Source organism: Pseudomonas sp. NPDC087690, assembly GCF_044743175.1.
In the GTDB taxonomy this organism is placed as follows: Bacteria; Pseudomonadota; Gammaproteobacteria; order Pseudomonadales; family Pseudomonadaceae; genus Aquipseudomonas.
Map to the genome: position 1 here is coordinate 35469 of NZ_JBIUVX010000013.1, position 21707 is coordinate 57175.

A 21707-nucleotide genomic window follows, 5' to 3' on the forward strand; every position below is an offset into this window, starting at 1 on the left:
CCTCACCGCGCACATGGGCCACCATCGATCTTGCCCGCCAGCCGAATGTTGTCCGCCCAAGCGTCCGCGAGAGACCAACGGTAGCAACTGCACAACGGTTGGCGACCGTACTGCCCATGACAAAACTAAATCAACAGCGTCGGGAGTGCTCCATGATCAAATCCTTGTGTATTCGTCTCACTCAGCCTTTGGCCATCACTGCGCTGGCTGCCGCGGTCGCGACCAGCGCTCAGGCCGGCACCCTGTCCATCGGCCACACCACGTGGGTCGGTTACGGCACGCTCTATCTGGCTCAGGATCTGGGCTACTTCAAGGAAAACGGGTTGACCGTCGAATTGCCGGTGGTCGAAGAAGCGTCGATGTACATGGCCGCGCAGGCTTCGGGGCAATTGTCCGGCTCGGCGTCGACCATCGATGAGGTGCTCAAATATCGTCCGCAGTTCTGCTTCAAAGCGGTCGCGGCGCTGGATGACAGCCATGGCGGCGACGGCGTGCTGGTCGGCAAGGACGTGAAGAGCCTGCAAGAGCTCAAGGGCAAATCCGTCGCGGTCAACGAAGGCTCGACTTCACAGTTCTGGCTCTCGTACCTGCTGAAGAAAAACGGCATGAGCATGAGCGACATCACCGTGCAGAACATGACCGCTGACGATGCCGCCACAGCGTTCATCGCCGGTCGCGTGCCCGCTGCGGTGACCTGGGAGCCGCACCTGTCGATGGTCCGCGACAAGCAACAAGGCAAAGTGCTGATCGACAGCAGCAGCACCCCCGGGGTGATCGTCGACGTGGTCGCGCTCAATTGCAGCGTGATCGAGAAGCAACCGGAAGACGTCAAGGCGCTGGTCGCCGGTTTGTACAAAGCCGTGCAATACACCAAGGATCACCCGGAAGACGCGTACAAAATCATGGCCAAAGGCGTCGGCGGTTACCTCTCCGATCCGAAGGAGCTGGCCGCCGCCGCACAGGGCGTGCGTTTCTACGATCAGGCCATGAGCGAGAAGCTGTTGGGCTCACCGGGCAAACCGGGTGACAGCGCAGCGTTGATCAAACTGGCCAACGAAACTGCCAGCGAATTGCAGGGCAAACCTTACAACGTCAGCAACGACGAACTGGTCGACAACCGTTTCGTCAGTCCGCTCTAGGAGGTTGCAATGTTCAAGCGCAATTCGTGGCTGAGCCGCAGCCTCACGCCGAAAACCGCGTTGCCGGTGCCAGTCGTGTGGAGCGCCAGCGCGCTGGCCTGGGTGTTGTTGGTCGGTCTGTGGGCTGGCTTGTCTTACGGCGGCATCGTGCCGGGAATGTTTTTGCCGACACCGGGCGCGGTGGTTGAAGCCGCCGTGCGCCTGAGCCGCGACGGCACGCTCGGCACACATGTCTGGGCCAGTGTCGAAGTGGTGATGGTCGGCTTCATCGTGTCGTCGCTGGTGGCGGTGCCGTTGGGGTTACTGATGGGCAGCTTCCGCATCGTCCAGGCGTTCCTTGAGCCGCTGGTGAATTTCATTCGTTATCTGCCGGTGACCTCGTTCGTGCCGCTGTTCATCCTGTGGATCGGCATTGGTCTGGAGCAGCGGGTTTCAGTGATTATCTTCGGCGTGTTCTTCCAGCAACTGGTGATGATCGCCGACGTGTCGAAGGGCATTTCCAAGGATTTGATCAACGCCTCTTACACTTTGGGTTCCAGCCGTCGCGATGCGGTGCTGCATGTGATCGCGCCGGCCTCGGTGCCGGGTGTGCTCGACACGCTGCGGGTGACCATGGGCTGGGCCTGGACGTATCTGGTGGTGGCTGAGCTGGTCGCCGCTTCCAGCGGATTGGGTTACCTGAGCCTGAAAGCCATGCGCGGCTTTCAGGTGGATGTGATTTTCCTCGCCATCGCGATCATCGGCCTGCTCGGTCTGGTCACCGATCAACTGTTCCGTTTTCTCCGCCTGAGGGTTGCCGCATGGGCTCAGTGACTGCTGCCAATCATCGTTTCATCGAACCTGTCGCGACCCCGGCGCAAGCCGCGCCGCGCTTGCAGGTGGACAAGGTCAGCCTGCGTTACAAGAAGCCTGACGGCGGCACGTTTACCGCGCTGGAAGAGGTCTCGTTCGAGGTGCCGGATCAGCAGTTTGCGGTGCTGGTCGGGCCATCGGGTTGTGGTAAGTCGAGTCTGCTGTACCTGACCGCTGGGCTGGCGGAGCCGACCTCTGGAGAGATCCATGTCGGCGGCCAGCAAGTGCAAGGCCCCGGCGCGGATCGCGGCATGGTCTTTCAGAGCTACACGCTGTTCCCGTGGCTGACGGTGCGGCAGAACGTTGAGTTCGGATTGAAGCGTCGTGGCATGCCGGCGGCGCGGCGCAAGGAGATTGTCGATTACTACGTCAACGAAGTCGGCCTTGCCGGGTTCGCCGACAACTACGCCAAACAGCTGTCGGGCGGGATGATGCAGCGTGTGGCGATTGCCCGGGCGCTGGCCAATGATCCGCAGATTCTGCTGATGGACGAACCATTCGGCGCGCTGGACAGCCAGACGCGATTGCAGATGCAGCAGTTGTTGCTGCGGGTCTGGGGCAACAGCAAGAAGACCGTGTTGTTCGTGACCCATGACATCGACGAAGCGATTCTGCTGGGGGATCGGGTCTATGTGATGGGCGCGAAACCGGGGCGCATCAAGCAGATTCTCGACGTGCCGATCGAACGTCCACGCTCACTGGACATGGTCATGGAGCGCTCGTTTATCGACATGAAACGGCAGATCTTCGGCCTGCTGCATGACGACCTCGAAGAAGTCCATTGATCCGCTGTAGGAGCTGCCGCAGGCTGCGATCTTTTGATGTTGTTTTTGAAGATCAAAAGATCGCAGCCTGCGGCAGCTCCTACACGGGAATGTGTTGGTTATGGGGCGGCGGGGAGGAGGAAGCGGGCGATGACCGGTAGGTGGTCGGAAATGCGCAAGGTATCGTCCTGGCGCACCGTCGCTTCGACCCGTTTGATTTTCGGGCTGTAGAACAGGTAGTCCACCGTGCGATCCGGGCCATTCAGGCCGGGGTCGTTGGGGTAGTGTGTCAGCCACTGCGCACGATCAATCCCGCCGGCCTCGTTGTTGGTCGGGATCATCGGGTATTTGTCCCACAGCAGATGCAGTTCGCTGTCGGTGGAGTAGGGCGTACGCCGTTCGACCGGCAAGCGGCGGTATTGCCCGAGCGGCAACAGATTGAAGTCACCGCCGATCAGCCATGGCAGGCCCTGGCTTTCATATTTGTCGAGGACCTTGGCCACGGCGCTCACTTGCGCCTGCAAGGTGCTGTCCGCTTGGCTGGCGCGTTCCAGATGCGTGTTGAACACGGTCAATTGTCCGCCATCGCTGAGCGGCAGCTTGGTCGCGAGCAAGGCATCTTTGGGCTGAAACTGACGGCTGATGAAGTTCGCCGAGGCCACTGGCAATTGCAGGCGTTCGGCGTGTTCGATGCGGTAGCGGCTGAGCGTCGCCAGTTGCCGGCCGACGCTGCCGAAGACATGCCGATCAGGAACGAAGTCAGCCTTCCAGTCAAAAGCGCTGACGCTGCACGGATATAGATCGGCAACCCTTTCCTGCAGCAGTTTGAGCTGATCCTGATAATCGCTGGCCTTGGCGCCGTCATCCAGTTCCTGCAACAGCACCACATCGGGCTGCTCATCACGGATCACCCGCGCCACTTCGTCAAGGCTGAAGGCCATGTCTTCCAGCGTCGGCGCTTCATCATCGCCCTTGGCCAGGTCATTCCAGAACACGTAGCGCTTGCCAGCAAGAAACTGCACGTTCCAGGTCATGACTTTCAGCGCCTGCCCCGGCACCAGCGTCGGGGGCGTTCCGGTGCAGCTGACCGGCAGGGTTTCGCGAGGCTCGGGGCGCCAGGTCAGGCTGAAGATCAGCCCGCCGATCAGGGTGATGGCGAGCACAACAAGCAACAGGGTGTAGCGCAGTAGACGGGTCATGGCTCGGCTTATAGCGTTACAGAAAGTGGCCCCGAGCATACCTGAGGGCAGTCGCCAAGCCCAAGTGCAGCGCTGTCAGACCGCTCCGTCACGTTTGTCAGGCGATTCGCTGATGAGCATGAACAAACGGAACAACACCACGCTGGTGAACAGTTGCAGGAAGCTGTGGGCGCTGTCGATCAGCACGGCGAGCACCGGGTTCTGCGGCTCGGGATACACCGCCAGCGTCGCGCCCTTGAGCAGCCACAACGGCGTCATCACACACAGAATGCACAGCAGGATCCGCCAGAAGTGCCCACGGGTCAGGCGCAGGCTTTCCTTCATCGCCTGCAACGGTCCGAGGCCGCGCAGCACCAGCAGATATTCACCGAACGCGAGCATTACCATCAGCATCAGGCCCGGCAGGAAATACAGCGACAGACCGAGCAGAATCAGCAAAGTGTTAAGTGCCGTGAGCAGGGCGAAACGCGGCCACAGGCGTGCAGACATTGCCAGCAGGTCAAGGGTGCGGGGGGATTCGCCACGTGTGCGGGCGTCGAGAAAGAGGATCAGTGCGGCGGTGTACAACGGATAAACCAGCAGGCCGACGACCACGCTGACTGAGGAAAAACTGTCCGGGTCGGTGTTGTGATCGACCAGTTGCAGCAAAAACGCTTCGAAGATCACCAGCGGCAGGCACAACTGCACGATGCTGACCAAATGGCGTTTGAAAAAATACAGGGAGTCGCGCAGCACTTCGAAGGCATTCATCAGTCGGTATCGCAGGTTGAAAACAGTGGCTCACTTTAACCGATGACGCCGGCGCCGGCACAAACGTAAACATTCGGTAAAGGTCGTTGAAACATCCTGTCACCGTCTCCATTACAGGAGAGCACCTTGTCCACCGTGGACGAGGGCAATGTTTTCCCCGGCAATCTACGAGGTCGCCATGAACAGCGAAGAGCAAACCCTGATCGATGGACTGTTTTCCCGGCTGCAACAGGCCGAAACGGAGGCAGCCCCGCGTGACGCCCAGGCCGAGACGCGGATCAAGGAACACCTGACACGCCAACCGGCGGCAGGTTATTTCATGACCCAGGCGATTCTGGTGCAAGAGGCAGCGCTCAAGAGCCTCGACGAACAGAACAAGCAGCTGACCCAGCAAGTCCAGCGTTTGCAGGCTGAACTGCAATCGGCCAAGGCCCAGAGTGCCGCACCGGCGCCGAGTGGTGGTGGCGGTTTCCTGTCGAGCATCTTTGGTGGCAGCCCGCGTTCGGCGCCAACCCAGAGTGCCGCGCCGTCGTCCACGGGCGGCTGGCGCGAACCGGCTCCGCAGCAGAACTTCGCTGCTCCCGCGCCGCAACAGAATTTCGGCGCCCCACCATCTGGCTACGCGCAACCAGCGGCCCCGGCGGCCGGCAGCAGCTTCCTCGGCGGTGCCCTGAAAACCGCCGCCGGTGTGGCCGGTGGTGTGATGTTGGCGCAAGGCATCAGCAGCCTGTTTCATCACAACCAGCAGCCGGAAGAAATCGTTGAAGTGATCAAGGAAGAACCGGCGCAGGTTGCCGACCAGAGCAACAATGGCTGGGGCGATGATCAGCGCATGGCTGGCAACGATCAGGGCGGATTCACCGACACTGATTACAGCAGCGACGACAACTCATCGTTCTTCGATGACGACGATTCCTTCGTCTGACCCCTGCATTTCTCAGGTTTGGCACCAAACCTGTGGTGAGGGGGTAAATCCCCTCACCACATTCACCACTCGTCAGTAGCACCTCGGCGTCTGCCGGTGATTATTCGCTGAACCTTCCTATTGGCTGGCATACTGAGCGCCTTTTTCGGGCCTGGCGCCCGATCCCGCTTCGTGCGCTTGCGCGCCCACAGGAACTCCGGTGAAAAAAATCGCAGTGTTCGCCGACGTGCAGAACCTCTACTACACCGTGCGTCAGGCCTATGGTTGTCATTTCAACTATGCCGCGCTGTGGGCCGACATCAGCAAGGACGGACAGATCGTCGAGGCCTACGCCTACGCGATCGACCGGGGCGACAGCAAGCAACAGCAGTTCCAGCAGATCCTGCGCAACCTCGGCTTCACTGTGAAGCTCAAGCCCTACATCCAGCGCAGCGACGGCTCGGCCAAGGGCGACTGGGATGTGGGCATCACCCTCGACATCATGGACGCCGCCGACCACGTCGACGAAATCGTCCTGGCCTCGGGTGACGGTGATTTCGACATGCTGCTCGAACGCATCATCAGCAAGCACGGCGTCCAGGCAGTCGCCTACGGCGTGCCCGGCCTGACTGCCAATTCGCTGATCCGCGCCGCCAGCCGTTACGTGCCGATCGAAGGCGCGCTGCTGCTGAAAAACTAAGCTGAACCATTGATTTGTACGGAGTTGAAACCGGTTTGGAACGCATTGCAGTCATCGACTTTGAAACCACTGGCCTGTCGCCGAACAGCAGCTGTCGCGCCACGGAAATCGCCGTGGTCATGCTGGAAAACGGCCGTATCGTCGAGCGTTACCAGAGCCTGATGAACGCGGGTGTGCGCGTCCCCGCTTTTATCGAACAACTGACCGGCATCAGCAACGCCATGCTGCGCACCGCGCCGCCGGCCGAGCAGGTGATGAACGAGGTCAACGAGTTTGTCGGCTGCACGCCGCTGGTCGCGCACAACGCCTCGTTCGACCAGAAGTTCTGGGACTTTGAACTGGGGCGGATCAAGCGTACGCGGTTGCAGAACTTTGCCTGTTCGTTGCTGCTGGCGCGGCGGCTGATGCCGGCGGCACCGAATCACAAACTGGGTACGCTGACCACGTTTGCGCGCCTGCCACACACCGGCCAGGCTCACCGGGCCATGGCCGATGCCGAGATGGCGGCCAACCTGATGGCGCATCTGGCGGAAGAGTTGCGCGGCAAGCATGGCGTGCGTGAGCTGTCACACGACCTGCTGTGCAAATTGCAGAAAGTCCCAGCCGCGAAAGTCAGCGAGCACCTGCAGCGCTATCGCTGATCCCCAGCCCAACACAGAACCCTGTAGGAGTGAGCCTGCTCGCGATGACGGTGTGTCAGTCAACATTTGTTTCGACTGATGCGCCGCCATCGCGAGCAGGCTCACTCCTACATTGGATCTGTGTTGATCCGAACTATTTGCCGTTACTTTCGATGTGGCCGAGCGGCACGCGCCTTTCGACGGCGCTCGACAGCACGATCGAGGTCTTGCTGAAGCCGAATTTCGCCACGCGATTGATCAACTCCTCCAGCTCCGTCATCGATCCCACCGCGGCTTTCATCATTACGCACGGATCGCCCGTGACCCGAAAGCACTCCGTCAGTTGCGGGATTTTCACTAGTTCGTCATACACCTTTTGACTACCGTTCTGGTGCAGCCTCAGCTCAATCACGCACTGGATCGGCAGACCGATTTTCGCCAGGTCGATTTTCGCCTCATACCCGGTGATCACCCCGGATGCCTCAAGCTTGGCCACCCGCTCGGCGACGGCGGGGGCGGAGAGGTTCACTTTGCGCGCGAGGTCGGCGTAGGACGCACGGCCGTTTTCGAGCAGGGCGCTGAGCAGCATGCGGTCGTATTTGTCCATGCTCGGACTCCTGAAAATGCCGGGCTTTCGAAATCTCGGTTTAATCCGTCGATCTCCGTGTTTTCAGAAGTGTAACGGCGCTATAAACAGGTTTTGTAACTTATTTTTGTCCGTGCGCCTTTCTAGAATAATCAATCCCCAGCCCCAGACGTTCGAGTTGCCCATGCCTGCCTTGCGCCGTTTTTCCTTGCCGCTGATCGCCGCGTTTTTTGCGTTGTACGTGATTTGGGGATCGACCTATCTGGTGATCCGCATTGGCATTGAATACTGGCCGCCGCTGATGCTCGGCGGTGTGCGTTTCGTGATCGCCGGCACGTTGATGTACGCCTTCCTGCGCTGGCGCGGGGCACCGGCGCCGACCTGGGCGCAGTGGAAAGCGGCGGGGATCATCGGGATTCTGCTGCTCAGTTTCGGTAATGGCGCAGTGAGTGTGGCTGAACACACCGGCGTGGCTTCAGGCGTGGCGGCATTGGCGGTGGCGACGGTGCCGCTGTTTACTTTGCTGTTCGGTTATTTTTGGGGCGCACGTAACACGCGCCTGGAATGGGCCGGTGTGGCACTGGGGATCATCGGCATCGCCATGCTCAACATGGGCTCCAACCTGCAATCGAGTCCGCTGGGCGCGGCATTGCTGATTTTCGCGGCGGCGACCTGGGCGTTCGGCTCGGTGTGGAGCAGACATTTGCCGTTGCCGCAGGGCGCTATGGCCAGTGCGGTTGAGATGTTGGTCGGCGGTGTGGTGTTGCTGATTGGCAGCGCCGTCAGTGGCGAACGCCTGCAAGCCGTGCCGCCGATGGAAGGCTGGCTGGCGCTGGCGTACCTGATTTTCTTCGGCTCGATCATCGCCTTCAATTCCTACATGTACCTGCTCAAGCACGTACGTCCAGCAGCGGCGACCAGTTATGCCTACGTCAACCCGGCGGTGGCGGTATTGCTGGGGATCGTGTTTGTCGGCGAGACCATCGGAATCGAAGAGGCGCTGGCGATGCTGGTGATCATCAGCGCCGTGGTGCTGATAGGCTTGCCGCAGTGGCGCCGGCCAGCACAGCCGCCAGTCGTGGCGCCGACAGCCGTTCCCACAGAAACGCGTACGAATTAGGGTAAACTGCGCGGCATTGCATGCCTGCGTTATTTTTTCCTACGGTACCTCCATGACTTTCGCCACCCTTGGCCTGATCGAACCCTTGCTGCGCTCCCTCGAGAAGCTCGGCTACCAGACCCCGACGCCGGTTCAGGCGCAAGCCATTCCGGCCGTGCTGGCCGGTCGTGACCTGATGGCGGCCGCTCAGACCGGCACCGGCAAGACCGCCGGTTTCGCCCTGCCGCTGCTGCAGTTGCTGGCCATGGAAGGGCCGAAAGTCGCCGCCAACTCGGTGCGCGCATTGATTCTGGTGCCGACCCGTGAACTGGCCGAACAGGTTCACGAAGCCGTGCGCCAATATGCCGAAAACCTGCCGCTGCGCACTTATGCGGTGTACGGCGGTGTCAGCATCAACCCGCAAATGATGAAGCTGCGCGGCGGTGTTGATCTGCTGGTGGCAACGCCGGGGCGTCTGCTCGACCTGTTCCGCCAGAAGGCGCTGAAATTCAATCAGCTGCAAACCCTGGTGCTCGACGAAGCCGATCGCATGCTCGATCTGGGCTTCTCCGAAGAGCTGGCGAACATCTACCGCGCACTGCCGAAGAAACGTCAGACGCTGCTGTTCTCCGCGACTTTCTCCGATGACATCCGCCTGCTCGCCGGGCAGATGCTCGACGATCCGCTGACCGTCGAAGTCAGCCCGCGCAACGTCGCCGCCAACACGGTCAAGCAGTGGATCGTGACGGTAGACAAAAAGCGCAAGGCCGAACTGTTCGTGCACCTGATGCGCAAGAACAAATGGAAGCAGGTGCTGGTGTTCGCCAAGACCCGTAACGGTGTGGATGCGCTGGTGGAAAAACTCCAGGGCCTCGGTGTGAATGCCGACGGTATCCACGGCGACAAGCCGCAAGCGACCCGTCAACGGGCGCTGGATCGTTTCAAGCTCAGTGAAGTGCAGATTCTGGTCGCGACTGACGTGGCGGCGCGAGGTCTGGATATCGAAGATCTGCCGCTGGTGATCAACTTCGATCTGCCGATCGTGGCGGAAGACTACATCCACCGCATCGGTCGTACCGGTCGTGCGGGCGCGACCGGTGAAGCGATTTCGCTGGTGTGTGCGGATGAAGTGAACATGTTGTCGGCGATCGAGATGCTGACGCGCCAGACCTTGAAGCGTGAGAACGAGCCGGATTTCGAGCCTGAGCACCGTGTGCCGGATACCGATGCCAGCGGTCAGGTGATCAAGAAGCCGAAGAAACCGAAGAAGCCGAAAGCTTCGGGCGGTGGCGGCAAGCGTAATCTGGGCAAGTGGGTCGACAGCGGCGAGACGCAGGCGCCGGAGCCTTCGGTCAAGCCTGTGCGCAAGGTGCCGGTGTTCAATACTGGACCTCGCAAGCGTAAGCCTTAAAGTCAAAAGCCCCTCATCGGAACGCCGCCCGCCTATCCCTCTCCCGGGGGGAGAGGGGACTGGTTGCGGGATGCTTGCGAAGTACGCCGACCTGATCCTACGGCTGTGAATCCATAATCGACTCGGTCTTTCAGGTCGATGGATGACAGCAGATACCTCGGTCGGCTGGCCGAATCCATAATCGACTCGGTCTTTCAGGTCGATGGATGACGTCAGACACCTCGGTCAGCCCTACTGAAAGTGCTTTGCCGAATCCATAATCGACTCGGTCTATCAGGTCGATGGATGACAGCAGATACCTCGGTCGGCTCCCTCTCCCTCTGGGAGAGGGCTGGGGTGAGGGTTCAGGCAGACGCCTCGGATTTGAGCCACTGCACGACCCCCAACCCCGCCGCCCGCCCGCTGGCAAAACACCCCGTCAGCAAGTACCCGCCCGTCGGCGCTTCCCAATCGAGCATCTCGCCCGCGCAGAACACCCCCGGCAACGTCTTGAGCATCAAGCGCTCATCCATTGCTTCGAACATCACGCCACCGGCACTGCTGATCGCCTCGTCCAATGGCCGCGTTTTCACCAGCGTCAGCGGTAGCGCCTTGACCGCCCGGGCCAACAACGCCGGATCAGCGAACGTGGCGGCATCAGTGAGTTCACGCAACAACGCCGCTTTGACCCCATCAATCCCGATCTGGCTGTGCAGATGCTTGGCCATCGAACGCGAACCGCGAGGTTTGCTCAGCGCCGTCTGCAATTTATCCACAGGCCGGCCGGGCAGCAGATCGATGTGAATAGTCGCCGCGCCATACTGATTGATCGCCTCTCTTATCGGCGCCGACAGCGCATAAATCAGACTGCCTTCGATCCCGGTCGCGGTGATCACGCATTCGCCCAAGCGCGGAATGTCGTCGTTCAAGCCGATGGCGATATTTTTCAGCGGCGCGCCGGCGAATTTGCTGGCCATCAAATCGCTCCAGGCCTGCACCTCGAAACCACAATTACTTGGCTGTAGCGGCGCCAGTCCTACACCGCGCTGCTCCAGCGCGAGCATCCACGCACCGTCGGAACCAAGGCGTGACCAACTGCCACCGCCGAGGGCGAGCAGAGTGGCGTCGGGTTTGACGGTGATTTCACCTGCCGGGCTATCGATGCGCAACGCGCCGTGTTCATTCCAACCGAGCCAGCGATGGCGGGTGTGGATAACCACGCCGCTGTCGCGCAGACGCTTGAGCCATGCGCGGAGCAGCGGGGCGGCTTTCATATCAGTAGGGAAAACCCTGCCGGAGCTGCCGACAAAGGTTTCGATGCCCAGATCGTGAATCCATTGGCATAACGCATCGGCGTCGAAGCCGCGCAGCAACGGCGCGATCTGTGGTGCGCGTTCGGCGTATCGCGAGAGAAACGCCGGATACGCTTCGGAGTGGGTGATGTTCATCCCGCCGACGCCGGCCAGCAGAAACTTGCGGCCCACCGAGGGCATGCCGTCGTACAGGTCGACGCGAATTCCAGCCTCGCTCAGCACTTCAGCGGCCATCAGGCCGGCAGGGCCACCGCCGATGATGGCGACGTGAGCGGGGGAGGAGGCGGAGTTCTGGGTCATGGGCATGCGCTGCGGTATGGCGGGATAAGGCGCGCATTCTAACAGCCGAGATCCCTGTAGGAGCTGCCGCAGGCTGCGATCTTTGCTGTGGATTTTTACCGGCAAGATCAAAAGATCGCAGCCTGCGGCAGCTCCTACGGGTTATCCACAGGCCGTTCCACAGCGATTGTGGGTAACGCAGCCCAGCTCAATGACAACCGTGTGACCGCCAGACGCGCTGCGCACTGTGATGGAGGATGCCGTGGCGACGGGCGAGGGCGTGGCGATCCTTGCTGTAGCCGCCGCCGATCACGCCCATCACCGGAATGTCGCGGCCCAGGCAATGGCGCATCACGCTTTCATCACGGGCGGCGACACCTGCATCGGTCAGCTGCAGATAGCCGAGGGCGTCATCCTTGTGCACATCGACACCGGCGTCGTACAGCACCAGGTCCGGTTGATACAGCGGCAGCAAATAGTTAAGCGTGTCATCGACCACTTTCAAATAGTCGGCATCACCCATGCCTTTGGGCAGCGGAATATCCCAGTCACTTTCGGCTTTGCGTGCAGGAAAATTCTTCTCGCAGTGCAGGGAAACGGTGATTGCCTCCAGTGTGTCATGAAGAATTCGCGCCGTGCCGTCGCCCTGATGCACATCGCAATCAAAGATCAGCACGCGATTGACCCGGCCGCTTTGCAGCAAGTAATGGCTGATGATCGCCAGGTCATTGAAGATGCAGAAACCCGCCGGGTAATCGTAATGCGCGTGATGGGTGCCGCCGGCCAGGTGACAGGCCAGACCGTGCTCCAGCGCTTTTTCCGCTGCCAGTATCGAACCGCCGACCGCACGCACCGTGCGCCGTGCCAGTGCTTCGTTCCATGGCAGGCCAAGGCGCCGTTGGTCTTCGCGGGACAACTCGCCGCTCATGTAGCGTTCGATATACGCACGGTCATGGGCGAGGGCGAGGATGTCGTTGGGGCAGATCTCCGGGCGCAGCAGATCGGCGTCACGGGTCAGACCGCTGTCGACCAGGTGATCGCGCAGCAAACGAAACTTGTCCATCGGGAAGCGGTGATCCGCCGGAAACTCGGGGCTGTAGTCTTCGTGGTAGATCAGCGGCAGTGGCATGGCGGTTTCATGTAGGAACGTAGGAAAGAGTGAAGGATCCTACCAGCGATGTAGACTTGCGGCATGGAAACGGAGGGGACCGATGGAGCCGATACTGGAACTCGAAAGCGCGCGCTTGCTGATGCGTCAGTGGCAGGACGAGGATTTGCCGGCATTTGCCGCGATGTGCGCCGATCCTCAGGTGATGCGCTATTTTCCGGCAGCGTTGAGCCGTCTGGAAAGCGCGTCGATGATCGGCCGGGTGCGCGGGCATTTTGCCGAGCATGGTTTCGGCTTGTGGGCGCTGGAGCGCAAGGACAGCGGTGAATTCATCGGTTTCACCGGGCTCGGCGTGGTCGGCTTTGATGCGCCGTTCACTCCGGCAGTGGAAATCGGCTGGCGCCTGGCCAAGGAGCATTGGGGCCTGGGTTACGCCAGTGAAGCGGCGTGGACCGCTCTGCGTTGCGGCTTTGATCGATTGGCGCTGAAGGAAATCGTCTCCTTCACCGCGCAATCCAATCTGCCTTCGGAGAAAGTCATGCAGGCGATCGGCATGCATCACGCTCCCGAAGATGATTTCGACCACCCGAAACTGGCCGTCGATCATCCGTTGCGCCGGCATGTGCTGTATCGCATCACTCGGGAACAATGGCTGCAAACCTTGCATGGCTAAGCCGACACGGACGTTTACAATGGCCGCCATATCATTGGCCCGTGCCAGAATCTGAATCGGCCACCGCAGCCAAGACTGCGCGGCATTGCTTTGTGTGAGGAGAGTCTGAATGAGCCAAGTGTTGGAAGATCTGGTCGATTTGCTGACCCTGGAACCGATTGAGGAAAACCTGTTCCGTGGCCGTAGCCAGGACTTGGGTTTCCGCCAGTTGTTCGGCGGTCAGGTGCTTGGTCAGTCACTGTCGGCGGCCAGTCAGACGGTTGAAGAGGCGCGCCACGTGCACTCGATGCACGGTTATTTTCTGCGTCCAGGCGACGCCAAATTGCCAGTGGTTTATTCGGTTGATCGCGTGCGCGATGGCGGCAGCTTCAGCACCCGCCGCGTCACGGCGATCCAGAAGGGCCATCCGATTTTTACCTGCAGTGCTTCGTTCCAGTACGACGAAGCCGGCTTCGAGCATCAGAGCCAGATGCCTGTCGTGGTCGGCCCGGAAAATCTGCCGTCGGAGCTGGAGCTGTTCCAGCAACGCGCGCAACTGATCCCCGAACACATGCGTGAAAAGCTGCTGTGCCCGAAACCGATCGAAGTGCGCCCGGTCACTGAAAAGGATCCGTACAACCCGCAACCGGCCGATCCGGTGAAGTACGTGTGGTTCCGTGCTGACGGTGCGCTGGCCGACATCCCTGCGCTGCACAAATACCTGCTGGCCTACGCCTCGGACTTCGGCCTGCTGACCACCTCGATGCTGCCCCACGGCAAGTCGGTCTGGCAGAAAGACATGCAGGTCGCCAGCCTCGATCACGCGCTGTGGTTCCACAACGATCTGCGCGCCGATGACTGGCTGCTTTACGCGATGGACAGCCCGTGGGCCGGAAATTCCCGTGGCTTCTCCCGTGGCAGCGTGTACAACCGTGCCGGGCAACTGGTGGCTTCGGTGACGCAGGAAGGTTTGATTCGTCATCGCAAGGATTGGGCATGAGCCTGAGCGAAGTTCGCCATTGGGTGTTCGACATGGATGGCACGCTGACCGTCGCCGTGCATGATTTCGCGGCGATTCGCGTGGCGCTGGCGATTCCGCCGGAGGACGACATCCTGACGCACCTTGCGGCGTTGCCGGCGGATGAGGCCGCAGCGAAACACGCATGGTTGCTTGAGCATGAGCGCGATCTGGCGCTGGGTTCGACCCCGGCCACCGGTGCGGTGGAGCTGGTGCGTGATCTGCATGCGCGCGGTTATCGCCTCGGCATCCTCACCCGCAATGCGCGGGAGCTGGCGCACGTGACGCTGGAGGCGATTGGTCTGGCTGACTGCTTCGCGGTGGACGATGTGTTGGGCCGCGACGAAGCACCGCCGAAACCGCATCCGGGTGGACTGTTGAAGTTGGCAGAGGCTTGGGATGTGCCGGCCAGCGAGATGGTGATGGTCGGTGATTACCGCTTTGATCTGGATTGCGGGCGAGCGGCGGGCGCGCGGACGGTGTTGGTGAATTTGCCGGATAATCCGTGGCCTGAGTTGACCGATTGGCATGCGAAGGATTGTGTCGAGTTGCGGCAGATGCTGCTGGCCTGAAATCTTTGGTGCTTTAGCGGCCCTCATCGCGAGCAGGCTCACTCCTACAATTGGAATGCGTTTCCCTGTAGGAGTGAGCCTGCTCGCGATGGCGCCAGCTCAAACAACACAAAACTTATTCAAACAACGCCTTCTGCCCCTCCGGCGAGGTCAGCATCCCATCGCCGTTATGCCCAACCCCCGGCACTTCAACCAGTCGCTGATTAACTCCCTCCGGGTGCCGACGCAGCAAATAGCCGAAGTACAACTTCCCACGTTCCAGGCGATACGCCCCTTGCGCCTCGGCTTCGCAACCCTTGTCCAGTGCCGGATGCTGCGGATCGATGTCCTGCTGCCCGAGCAGATAAATCATTTCGCGTTTGACGTAACTGCTCTCAAGCTGCAACGGCGTTTGCCCTCCGGCATACACCGGCATGTCTGCCAGACCGTACTTCCAGCGATTGAAACCTGCACATTTGGCGTGATCGAACGCCACTGGCCGCTGTTCATTGAAATACGCATAGGAGGACGGATTGGCTACCACATAGCGCAGACGGATGCCATTGGCTTTCAGCGCGGGCTGATCCTTGGCGAGCAGGGCATAACGCTGTACCACTTGACCGCCCCCGGAATGACCGAAGATCACGATCTGCTTCACGTCCGGAAACTGTTTGCGATCGCTGATTCGCCCGACGATCTCGTCGAGCGCCGCGTAGGAACTCAACGGATTCGGCCCTGTGGATAATCCGCCGCCCATCCACTCGTTGCCTTGCCAGCGCAGCAGTGTGGCGGGCAAGGAGTACAGGACAACATCGCTCTCATTGAGAAACTGCGGCGCGATCACCAGCGTGTGCGCGCTTTGTCCCGCCAGTTCAGCCGCGCTTTCGGCGCTTTTGCGATAGGTCTCGGCGTTGCGTAACCGGCCGTGAATGACGATCAGCACACGTTCGATTTTCTCCGGTGCCGGGCCGATGCCGACGGCCATTTCCCCGGCCTTGAGTTGCAGGCGACCGGGGCTGATGGCGTCGACGCCGGCGGCTTGTGCAGTGCTGCCAATAATCAGTAAAGCCAGAAGCCATTTATGCATTTACAGGTTTTTCGCCGCGAAGGTGTCGCACTGGCCGACCTGGCCTTGCGCGAATCCGGTTTTGAACCAGCGCACCCTTTGCGCCGACGTACCGTGGGTAAACGAGTCCGGCACCACACGGCCCTGACCCTGTTGTTGCAAGCGATCATCACCGATGGCATTGGCCGCGTTCAAGGCCTCCTCGATGTCACCCGGCTCCAGCCAGTTCAGGCGCTTCTGCGCACTGTAGGCCCAGACGCCGGCGAGACAGTCAGCCTGCAATTCCTGACGCACCAGCAAACCGCCGTCACCTTCCATCTGTCGACCTTGCTGTCGAGCTGTCTGAATTTTCGCCGAGACGCCAAGCAGCGTCTGCACATGGTGTCCGACTTCATGCGCGATCACGTAGGCCTGAGCGAAGTCGCCGGCCGCCTTGAAGCGTTGCGACATTTCCTGGAAGAACGCCATGTCCAGATAGACCTTCTGGTCGGCCGGGCAGTAGAACGGGCCGGTCGCCGAGGTTGCAAGACCGCAGGCCGAGTTGACCCGATTGCTGAACAGCACCAGCGTCGGATCTTTATATTGCCGCCCGGCCTGCTGGAAAATCGCGCCCCAGGTGTCTTCGGTATCGCCAAGGATCGAGCGGACGAATTCGGCTTGCTCGTCGTTGGCCGGTGGCGCCTGACGGGTTTGCGAGGTCGGCGCCGATTGTTGTGTCGATTGCCCGGCGAGCTGCCCGAGAATTTGCAGCGGATCCTGCCCGGTGATCCAGCCGATGCCGACGATCAGCAGAATGGCGCCCAGACTCAGGCCTTTGCCGCCACCGAAGCGCATGCCGCCGCCACCGCCGGAATCATCACCACGGGCGTCGACGACGTTGTCACTGCGTCGGCCTTTTTTCCATAGCATGTGGGAATCCTCTGAATGAATCTGGTGATGAGTGTTGCTGGTGCGTGGGAGTGGCGCCAGTCCGGTCGTCAGACCATCGTGATTGATGACGGTTCTGAGCACATTGTCTATTCGCCAGCTTACAGCTGTGCAGCGTTGAAGGTATCGCACGTATCGATACGACCGCTATCGAATCCGGCCGTGAACCATTGGGTGCGTTGTTGTGAGGTGCCGTGGCTGAACGTCTCCGGACGAACCGAGCGGTTCTGTGCACGCTGCAGATAGTCGTCACCGAATACGCTGGCGGCGTTCAAGGCTTCTTCGATATCGCCCGGTTCCAGCCAGGTCAGGCGCTGTTGTGCATGGTACGCCCAGACCCCCGCAAGGCAATCGGCCTGCAGTTCGCTGCGCACTTCGAGGCCCGCGTTGCCGATCACCGGTAGTCGTGCCGAGAGGGCGGTTTCAAACGGCTCGGACATGCCCAGTTCAACCTGCACATGATGGCCGACCTCGTGCGCGATGATGTAAGCCTGGGCGAAGTCGCCGACCGCTGAAAAGCGCTCGGCCATCAGCTCGAAGAACTGCGGGTCGAGATAGATCTGCCGATTGCCCGGGCAGTAAAAGGGGCCGATAGAGCTGTCGGCGGCACCGCAAGCGGAGACCACGCTATGACTGAACAGCGTCAGTGTGGGGGTGGGGTAATGGCGTGCGGTTCGGGCAAACAGCAACGTCCAGGTGTCTTCGGTGTCACCCAGTATCGACTCGATAAACCTGAGTTGGGCTGCGTCGGCGGACGAAGCGGGTCGGCTGACGTCATTCATCTGGCTCGGGTGTTGCCCGGAAGTGCTGTCGTATGAGGCGTAGAGCGCCGCGCCCGAGAGGGTGACGGCTGCCAGGCCGGCAGCGATTTTCTTCCCTGTCTGAGTGCGGGCGTCCTTGCCCTTTCGTGTGTCATTGACGTTGTCGCTGCGTCTCGCTCTGGTCCATAACATGTTTGCGTTCCTTCATAGGTTGGGGGTGTAAATCACCTCGCCTATGAATAACCGCGCGCGTCAGAATCTGCTGGGCATAAATGTAAGGGCGCGTAAGACCCTTTTCGAATCTGCCGTTTCGGTGTGAGTCATCAGCCTTTTCCCACTCACTGGTCGAATGCATCCCACACTGGCGCGAAGTCCGGGCTGACCTGTCGCTCGCGCTTGGACAGACCGGCAATCAGCGCCCGGTCTTGATCATCCAGATTGACCTCAAGTGCCGCCAGATTGGCGAGTTGGTTAGTAGCGCTGCTCGCCTTGGGTATCGCTGCCACGTTGTCTTGATCGAGCAGCCATTTCAGTGCGACCTGGGTCGGCAGTACGCCGTGTCTGGCGGCAATTTGCTGAATTTCGCTAATGTGTGAAACCTTGTTGCGCGCCAGCGGTGTGTAGGCCGTCAGCGCCATATTGTGTTGCCGGACGTAATCGAGCAGGGCGGTTTGTCCGAGCAGGACGTGGTACTCGACCTGAATCGCTGACAGACCGATGCCGTATTCCTCGACGACTTTGCGCAACAACGGCAGAGGGAAATTCGCCACGCCGATGTTGCGGGCCAGGCCTTGTTCCTTGAACGAGGCCAGCGTGTCGAGAGTGCGTGGCAGATCCCAATCCTTGGTGGGCCAGTGGATCATGAACAGGTCGACGTAGTCGCTGCGCAACGCCTTGAGGCTGCGATCCATGGAGTGGCGCATCGCGTCCGGTTGCAACTGATCCCACCAGACTTTGGTGGTGACATGAATCTGCTCGCGCGGTGTCGGTGTATTCGCCAGCGCTTGTCCGACGGCATCCTCATTGTTGTAGGCCGCTGCCGTGTCGATGTGTCGATAACCCAGCTCCAGCGCTTGCTCCACGGCACGGGTGCATTCTTCACCGAGCATCGGCCAGGTGCCGAGACCGAGTTTCGGCATGTTCAAACCCTGGGCGTTAACAATGTGCTGCATGGTCGATCTCCTGTTCGAAAGCAGTAATGCCGGCGATATGCCGGGCGGCGATGTAACCGAAAGTCAGGGCCGGGCCGATATTGATGCCGCCCGCCGGGTAGTGACCGCCCATGATGCTGGCCATGTCGCCACCCGCCGCGTAGAGGCCGGCGATGGGTTGTTCGTTGGCATCCAGCACTTGCGCGTGCGGATTGACCTTGAGGCCGGCAAACGTGCCGAAGCAGCCGGGCTGGACTTTCACGGCGTAGAACGGCCCGGTTTCTATTGGGGCAACGCAGGGGTTGGGACGGTTTTTCGGATCACCCTGTTTACGGTTGTAGGGTGTGGTGCCGCGCCCGAACAGCGGGTCTTCGCCGTGGCGGGCATGGCCGTTGTAGTGATCCACAGTCTGGCGCAAACCGCTCGGGTCGATGCCGCAGGCAATGGCCAATTCCTCAACGGTGTTACCGGTTTTCAGATAACCGCTGCGGATGAATTCCGACACTGGCAGCGGAAACGGCCTCGACATGCCGAGGCCATATCGCCGTTGAAAGGCGCGCGTGCAGATCAACCAGGAGGCGACTTCTTCGCCTTCCGGCGCAGCAGCAACCATGGCGCTGACATAGTCGTAGTAACCGTTGGCTTCGTTGACGAAGCGCTGTCCGTTACGCTGCACGCCGATGATCCCCGGTTTGCCGCGCTCGATGATGTGTGGGAAATGGCCGATGCTGCCGTCGGAATACGGCACTTGCGACACCGGTGCCCACGCCACGGCTGAAGCGACCTCGGTGTTGACTCGCGCTCCTGCGCTTTCACCCAGGCGCAAGCCATCGCCGTTGACGGCCAGCGGCGGCAATGCCCAGTGTTCATGACCGGTTGGTGTGCGCGGGAACAACGCTTTGCGCCGCTCGATGTCATTGGCGAACCCCCCGGCGGCAAGTATCACGGCTTTGCGTGCGCGAATGCGGATCGGACCTTTGCGGGTCTCGACCACGGCGCCGGAAACCCGCGAGCCGTCGCGCAGCAGCTCAGCCACCGGCGCCGACTCCCACAACAAGACGCCGAGGTCTTCGGCAGATTTTGCCAATCGCGCAATCAGCGCCACGCCATTGACCAATTGCATGGCCCGGCCATGAACGGCGAGGTCCAGCAAGTGCCGGGTAAAGCGCCGAGTGACATGCCATGCGGCTTTCAGCGAACGGGTCAGATTGAGGAACGCCGACAGATCCGCCCCGGCCATGATCGGCATACCCATGAAGGACGTTTCACGCATGGTTGTGCGAAGGCGCTTGAGCAAGCGTCCGACTTCGCGCCCATCGTAAGGCGCAGCGATCACCGAACGTCCGCCGGTACCTGCACCCGGTGTTTCGCCATGAATGTCGGCAATGGCGTTGCCATCGGCGAATTGCAGGGCAGTGTGTTGCTCGAAAAAGGCGACCATGCGCGGGCCGGCTTCAAGGAAAGCGTTGATCATCGCCGGGTCGTACTGCTCACCCAGTTCATGGCGCAAATACGTGCGCGGTTGTTCGATGTCTTCGACGATTCCGGCCCGACGGGCCAATGGATTGCACGGCACCCACGCCCAGCCACCGGACCAGGCCGTAGCGCCGCCGAACACTGGATCCTTCTCGACGACGATGACTTTCAAGCCATGCCACGCGGCGGTCACGGCGGCGGACAAACCGGCAGCGCCAGACCCGACGACCAATACGTCGCAGTCGATATCAGGGAGTTCGGCAGACATCAAACAACGCTCCAGCGGAAATTGTTTTTGGAATTTGATTCCAGAAAATAGCGAGTGCTGGAGTCGTTCGACAAGCCTTGATCCAACAAAACGGGCGGTTATCGAACAATCGGTTCCAGATTTCGCTTTGCAGCGGATGTCTTCTAGAATCGGAAAAATTTCAATTGGATGTCCCCATGGCTGGCAGTCAAATCGAACGGGTTTTCAGCGTGCTGGAAAGCCTTACCAGTGATCCGCGCGGGCTGCCGATGCAGGCGCTGGCCGAGCAACTGGATATCCCGAAAAGCGCCACGCACCGCTTGCTCGCCGAGCTGATTCGCCTCGGCTACGTGCGGCAGAATCCGGAAACCTTGCGCTATCACTTGTCGACCAAACTGGTCGCGATGGGCTTTCAATACCTGTCGAGCAGCGGTGCCGACATCGTCCAGCCGGTGCTTGATCGACTGGCGCAGGAAACCGGTGAACTGGTGCGCCTGGGGGTGATCGACGGCGAGCGCCAGACCTGGATAGCCAAGGCCCAAGGCGCGCGCACCGGTCTGCGTTATGACCCGGACATGGGCCGCGACGCGCCGCTGTTTTACACCGCGTCCGGTCATGCGTGGCTGGCGTGCATGAGTGATGCCGAGGCGTTGTCACTGGTCGAGCGGCAGGCTGCGGAAGTGCCGGTGGGCGTGGGGCCAAACGCACCGCGCTCAAATATCGAGTTGCTCGAACGGCTGCGTCTGGCTCGTGAGCAAGGATATGCCTGGGTCGAGGAGAGTTCGGCGGTGGGGACTTCGGCGATTGCGGCGGTGGTGAAGCATCCAACGGATGGTCGGGTGATCGGTGTGCTGAGTATCGCCGGGCCGAGTGCGCGAATGCCGGGGGCGCGCTTGCATGAACTGGCGCCGCTGTTGCTGAAATTCACCGAAGAATTATCAGCAGCCAGCCTGGCCTCGGAACTGTTTATCTAATCCGCCGAAAATCCCCGGTAGGAGCTGCCGAAGGCTGCGATCTTTTGACCTTGTCTTTTAATAGCAAAATCAAAAGATCGCAGCCTTCGGCAGCTCCTACATGGATATTCGTTTGGCGTGAATTTGTGCGGTGTTCGCACGGTTTTGTGGTTGATGGGTGTTTGATTCTGGAACTCGGTTC

22 protein-coding genes are annotated in these 21707 nt (G+C 60.6%); 12 read left to right on the forward strand and 10 right to left on the reverse strand.

Features of this window, described 5'->3' with window-relative positions; genetic code table 11:
- Nucleotides 1-152: 152 nt before the first annotated feature.
- Genes ACIPIZ_RS15295 through ACIPIZ_RS15305 form a run of 3 tightly spaced genes read left to right on the forward strand, consistent with a single transcriptional unit; the run spans nt 153 to nt 2776 of the window.
- Nucleotides 153-1139: an ABC transporter substrate-binding protein gene (locus ACIPIZ_RS15295; RefSeq protein WP_236428201.1), complete on the forward strand. Its 987-nt coding sequence runs from the start codon at nt 153-155 to the stop codon at nt 1137-1139.
- Between the two features lie 9 nt (nt 1140-1148).
- Entirely contained in the window at nt 1149-1952 is an 804-nt protein-coding gene (locus ACIPIZ_RS15300; protein ID WP_105708294.1) for an ABC transporter permease, read from the forward strand.
- Nucleotides 1940-2776, forward strand: coding sequence for an ABC transporter ATP-binding protein (locus ACIPIZ_RS15305; RefSeq protein WP_401165938.1), 837 nt, complete (start codon nt 1940-1942; stop codon nt 2774-2776). Before ACIPIZ_RS15300 ends, ACIPIZ_RS15305 begins: the two co-directional genes overlap by 13 nt.
- 98 nt (nt 2777-2874) lie before the next feature.
- Here the strand turns inward: ACIPIZ_RS15305 and ACIPIZ_RS15310 are convergent, their stop codons facing one another.
- Both ACIPIZ_RS15310 and ACIPIZ_RS15315 read right to left on the reverse strand, forming a co-directional pair.
- On the reverse strand, nt 2875-3954 hold the full coding sequence (locus ACIPIZ_RS15310) for an endonuclease/exonuclease/phosphatase family protein (protein ID WP_401165940.1): 1080 nt from the start codon (nt 3952-3954) through the stop codon (nt 2875-2877).
- Nucleotides 3955-4029: 75 nt separating this feature from the next.
- Entirely contained in the window at nt 4030-4704 is a 675-nt protein-coding gene (locus ACIPIZ_RS15315; RefSeq protein WP_064392302.1) for a YciC family protein, read from the reverse strand.
- Between the two features lie 178 nt (nt 4705-4882).
- Between ACIPIZ_RS15315 and ACIPIZ_RS15320 the strand changes: the two genes are divergently transcribed.
- The 3 genes from ACIPIZ_RS15320 to ACIPIZ_RS15330 all read left to right on the forward strand — a co-directional run bounded on the left by ACIPIZ_RS15320 (nt 4883) and on the right by ACIPIZ_RS15330 (nt 6949).
- A complete protein-coding gene (locus ACIPIZ_RS15320) occupies nt 4883-5629 on the forward strand; it encodes a DUF2076 domain-containing protein (protein WP_122661395.1) in 747 nt (248 codons plus the stop codon).
- A 199-nt stretch (nt 5630-5828) separates the two neighbouring features.
- Complete coding sequence (locus ACIPIZ_RS15325; protein ID WP_007949802.1) at nt 5829-6308, forward strand: NYN domain-containing protein; 480 nt, start codon at nt 5829-5831, stop codon at nt 6306-6308.
- 35 nt (nt 6309-6343) lie between these two features.
- On the forward strand, nt 6344-6949 hold the full coding sequence (locus ACIPIZ_RS15330; RefSeq protein WP_053124223.1) for a PolC-type DNA polymerase III: 606 nt from the start codon (nt 6344-6346) through the stop codon (nt 6947-6949).
- A 133-nt stretch (nt 6950-7082) separates the two neighbouring features.
- On the opposite strand, the gene ACIPIZ_RS15335 is transcribed toward ACIPIZ_RS15330, so the two are convergent.
- Entirely contained in the window at nt 7083-7535 is a 453-nt protein-coding gene (locus ACIPIZ_RS15335; RefSeq protein WP_401165943.1) for an Lrp/AsnC family transcriptional regulator, read from the reverse strand.
- A gap of 163 nt (nt 7536-7698) precedes the next feature.
- Between ACIPIZ_RS15335 and yedA the strand changes: the two genes are divergently transcribed.
- Together yedA and ACIPIZ_RS15345 are read left to right on the forward strand one after the other, a co-directional pair.
- Entirely contained in the window at nt 7699-8634 is a 936-nt protein-coding gene (gene yedA / locus ACIPIZ_RS15340) for a drug/metabolite exporter YedA (RefSeq protein WP_064392307.1), read from the forward strand.
- 52 nt (nt 8635-8686) lie between these two features.
- Nucleotides 8687-10024 carry a DEAD/DEAH box helicase gene (locus tag ACIPIZ_RS15345; protein WP_064392309.1) on the forward strand — a complete coding sequence of 446 codons (1338 nt, stop codon included), beginning with the start codon at nt 8687-8689 and terminating at the stop codon, nt 10022-10024.
- A 344-nt stretch (nt 10025-10368) separates the two neighbouring features.
- Here ACIPIZ_RS15345 and ACIPIZ_RS15350 read toward each other — a convergent pair whose 3' ends face one another.
- Both ACIPIZ_RS15350 and ACIPIZ_RS15355 read right to left on the reverse strand, forming a co-directional pair.
- The gene (locus ACIPIZ_RS15350) at nt 10369-11616 is read right to left on the reverse strand and encodes a TIGR03862 family flavoprotein (RefSeq protein WP_401165946.1); all 1248 of its coding nucleotides are present in this window, start codon (nt 11614-11616) and stop codon (nt 10369-10371) included.
- A 187-nt stretch (nt 11617-11803) separates the two neighbouring features.
- Nucleotides 11804-12724, reverse strand: a complete 921-nt coding sequence (locus ACIPIZ_RS15355; RefSeq protein WP_401165948.1) for a histone deacetylase — start codon at nt 12722-12724, stop codon at nt 11804-11806.
- A gap of 82 nt (nt 12725-12806) precedes the next feature.
- Between ACIPIZ_RS15355 and ACIPIZ_RS15360 the strand changes: the two genes are divergently transcribed.
- From ACIPIZ_RS15360 to ACIPIZ_RS15370, 3 genes are all read left to right on the forward strand, one after another.
- Nucleotides 12807-13376, forward strand: a complete 570-nt coding sequence (locus ACIPIZ_RS15360) for a GNAT family N-acetyltransferase (protein WP_064392312.1) — start codon at nt 12807-12809, stop codon at nt 13374-13376.
- Nucleotides 13377-13485: 109 nt separating this feature from the next.
- On the forward strand, nt 13486-14355 hold the full coding sequence (tesB, locus tag ACIPIZ_RS15365) for an acyl-CoA thioesterase II (protein ID WP_008082985.1): 870 nt from the start codon (nt 13486-13488) through the stop codon (nt 14353-14355).
- Nucleotides 14352-14945 (forward strand): HAD family hydrolase, encoded by a 594-nt coding sequence (locus ACIPIZ_RS15370; RefSeq protein ID WP_105708304.1) that lies wholly within the window; start codon nt 14352-14354, stop codon nt 14943-14945. Before tesB ends, ACIPIZ_RS15370 begins: the two co-directional genes overlap by 4 nt.
- Nucleotides 14946-15060: 115 nt before the next feature.
- Here the strand turns inward: ACIPIZ_RS15370 and ACIPIZ_RS15375 are convergent, their stop codons facing one another.
- From ACIPIZ_RS15375 to ACIPIZ_RS15395, 5 genes are all read right to left on the reverse strand, one after another.
- Entirely contained in the window at nt 15061-16011 is a 951-nt protein-coding gene (locus ACIPIZ_RS15375; RefSeq protein ID WP_064392316.1) for an alpha/beta fold hydrolase, read from the reverse strand.
- On the reverse strand, nt 16012-16899 hold the full coding sequence (locus tag ACIPIZ_RS15380; protein ID WP_122661391.1) for a neutral zinc metallopeptidase: 888 nt from the start codon (nt 16897-16899) through the stop codon (nt 16012-16014).
- Nucleotides 16900-17018: 119 nt separating this feature from the next.
- Nucleotides 17019-17870 (reverse strand): neutral zinc metallopeptidase, encoded by an 852-nt coding sequence (locus tag ACIPIZ_RS15385; RefSeq protein WP_401165952.1) that lies wholly within the window; start codon nt 17868-17870, stop codon nt 17019-17021.
- Between the two features lie 146 nt (nt 17871-18016).
- A complete protein-coding gene (locus ACIPIZ_RS15390) occupies nt 18017-18850 on the reverse strand; it encodes an aldo/keto reductase (protein WP_064392321.1) in 834 nt (277 codons plus the stop codon).
- Complete coding sequence (locus ACIPIZ_RS15395) at nt 18834-20573, reverse strand: FAD-dependent oxidoreductase (protein ID WP_122661389.1); 1740 nt, start codon at nt 20571-20573, stop codon at nt 18834-18836. Before ACIPIZ_RS15395 ends, ACIPIZ_RS15390 begins: the two co-directional genes overlap by 17 nt.
- A 176-nt stretch (nt 20574-20749) precedes the next feature.
- Here ACIPIZ_RS15395 and ACIPIZ_RS15400 point away from each other — a divergent pair, with 176 nt between their 5' ends.
- Nucleotides 20750-21526, forward strand: coding sequence for an IclR family transcriptional regulator (locus tag ACIPIZ_RS15400; RefSeq protein ID WP_064392324.1), 777 nt, complete (start codon nt 20750-20752; stop codon nt 21524-21526).
- Nucleotides 21527-21707 lie beyond the last annotated feature (181 nt).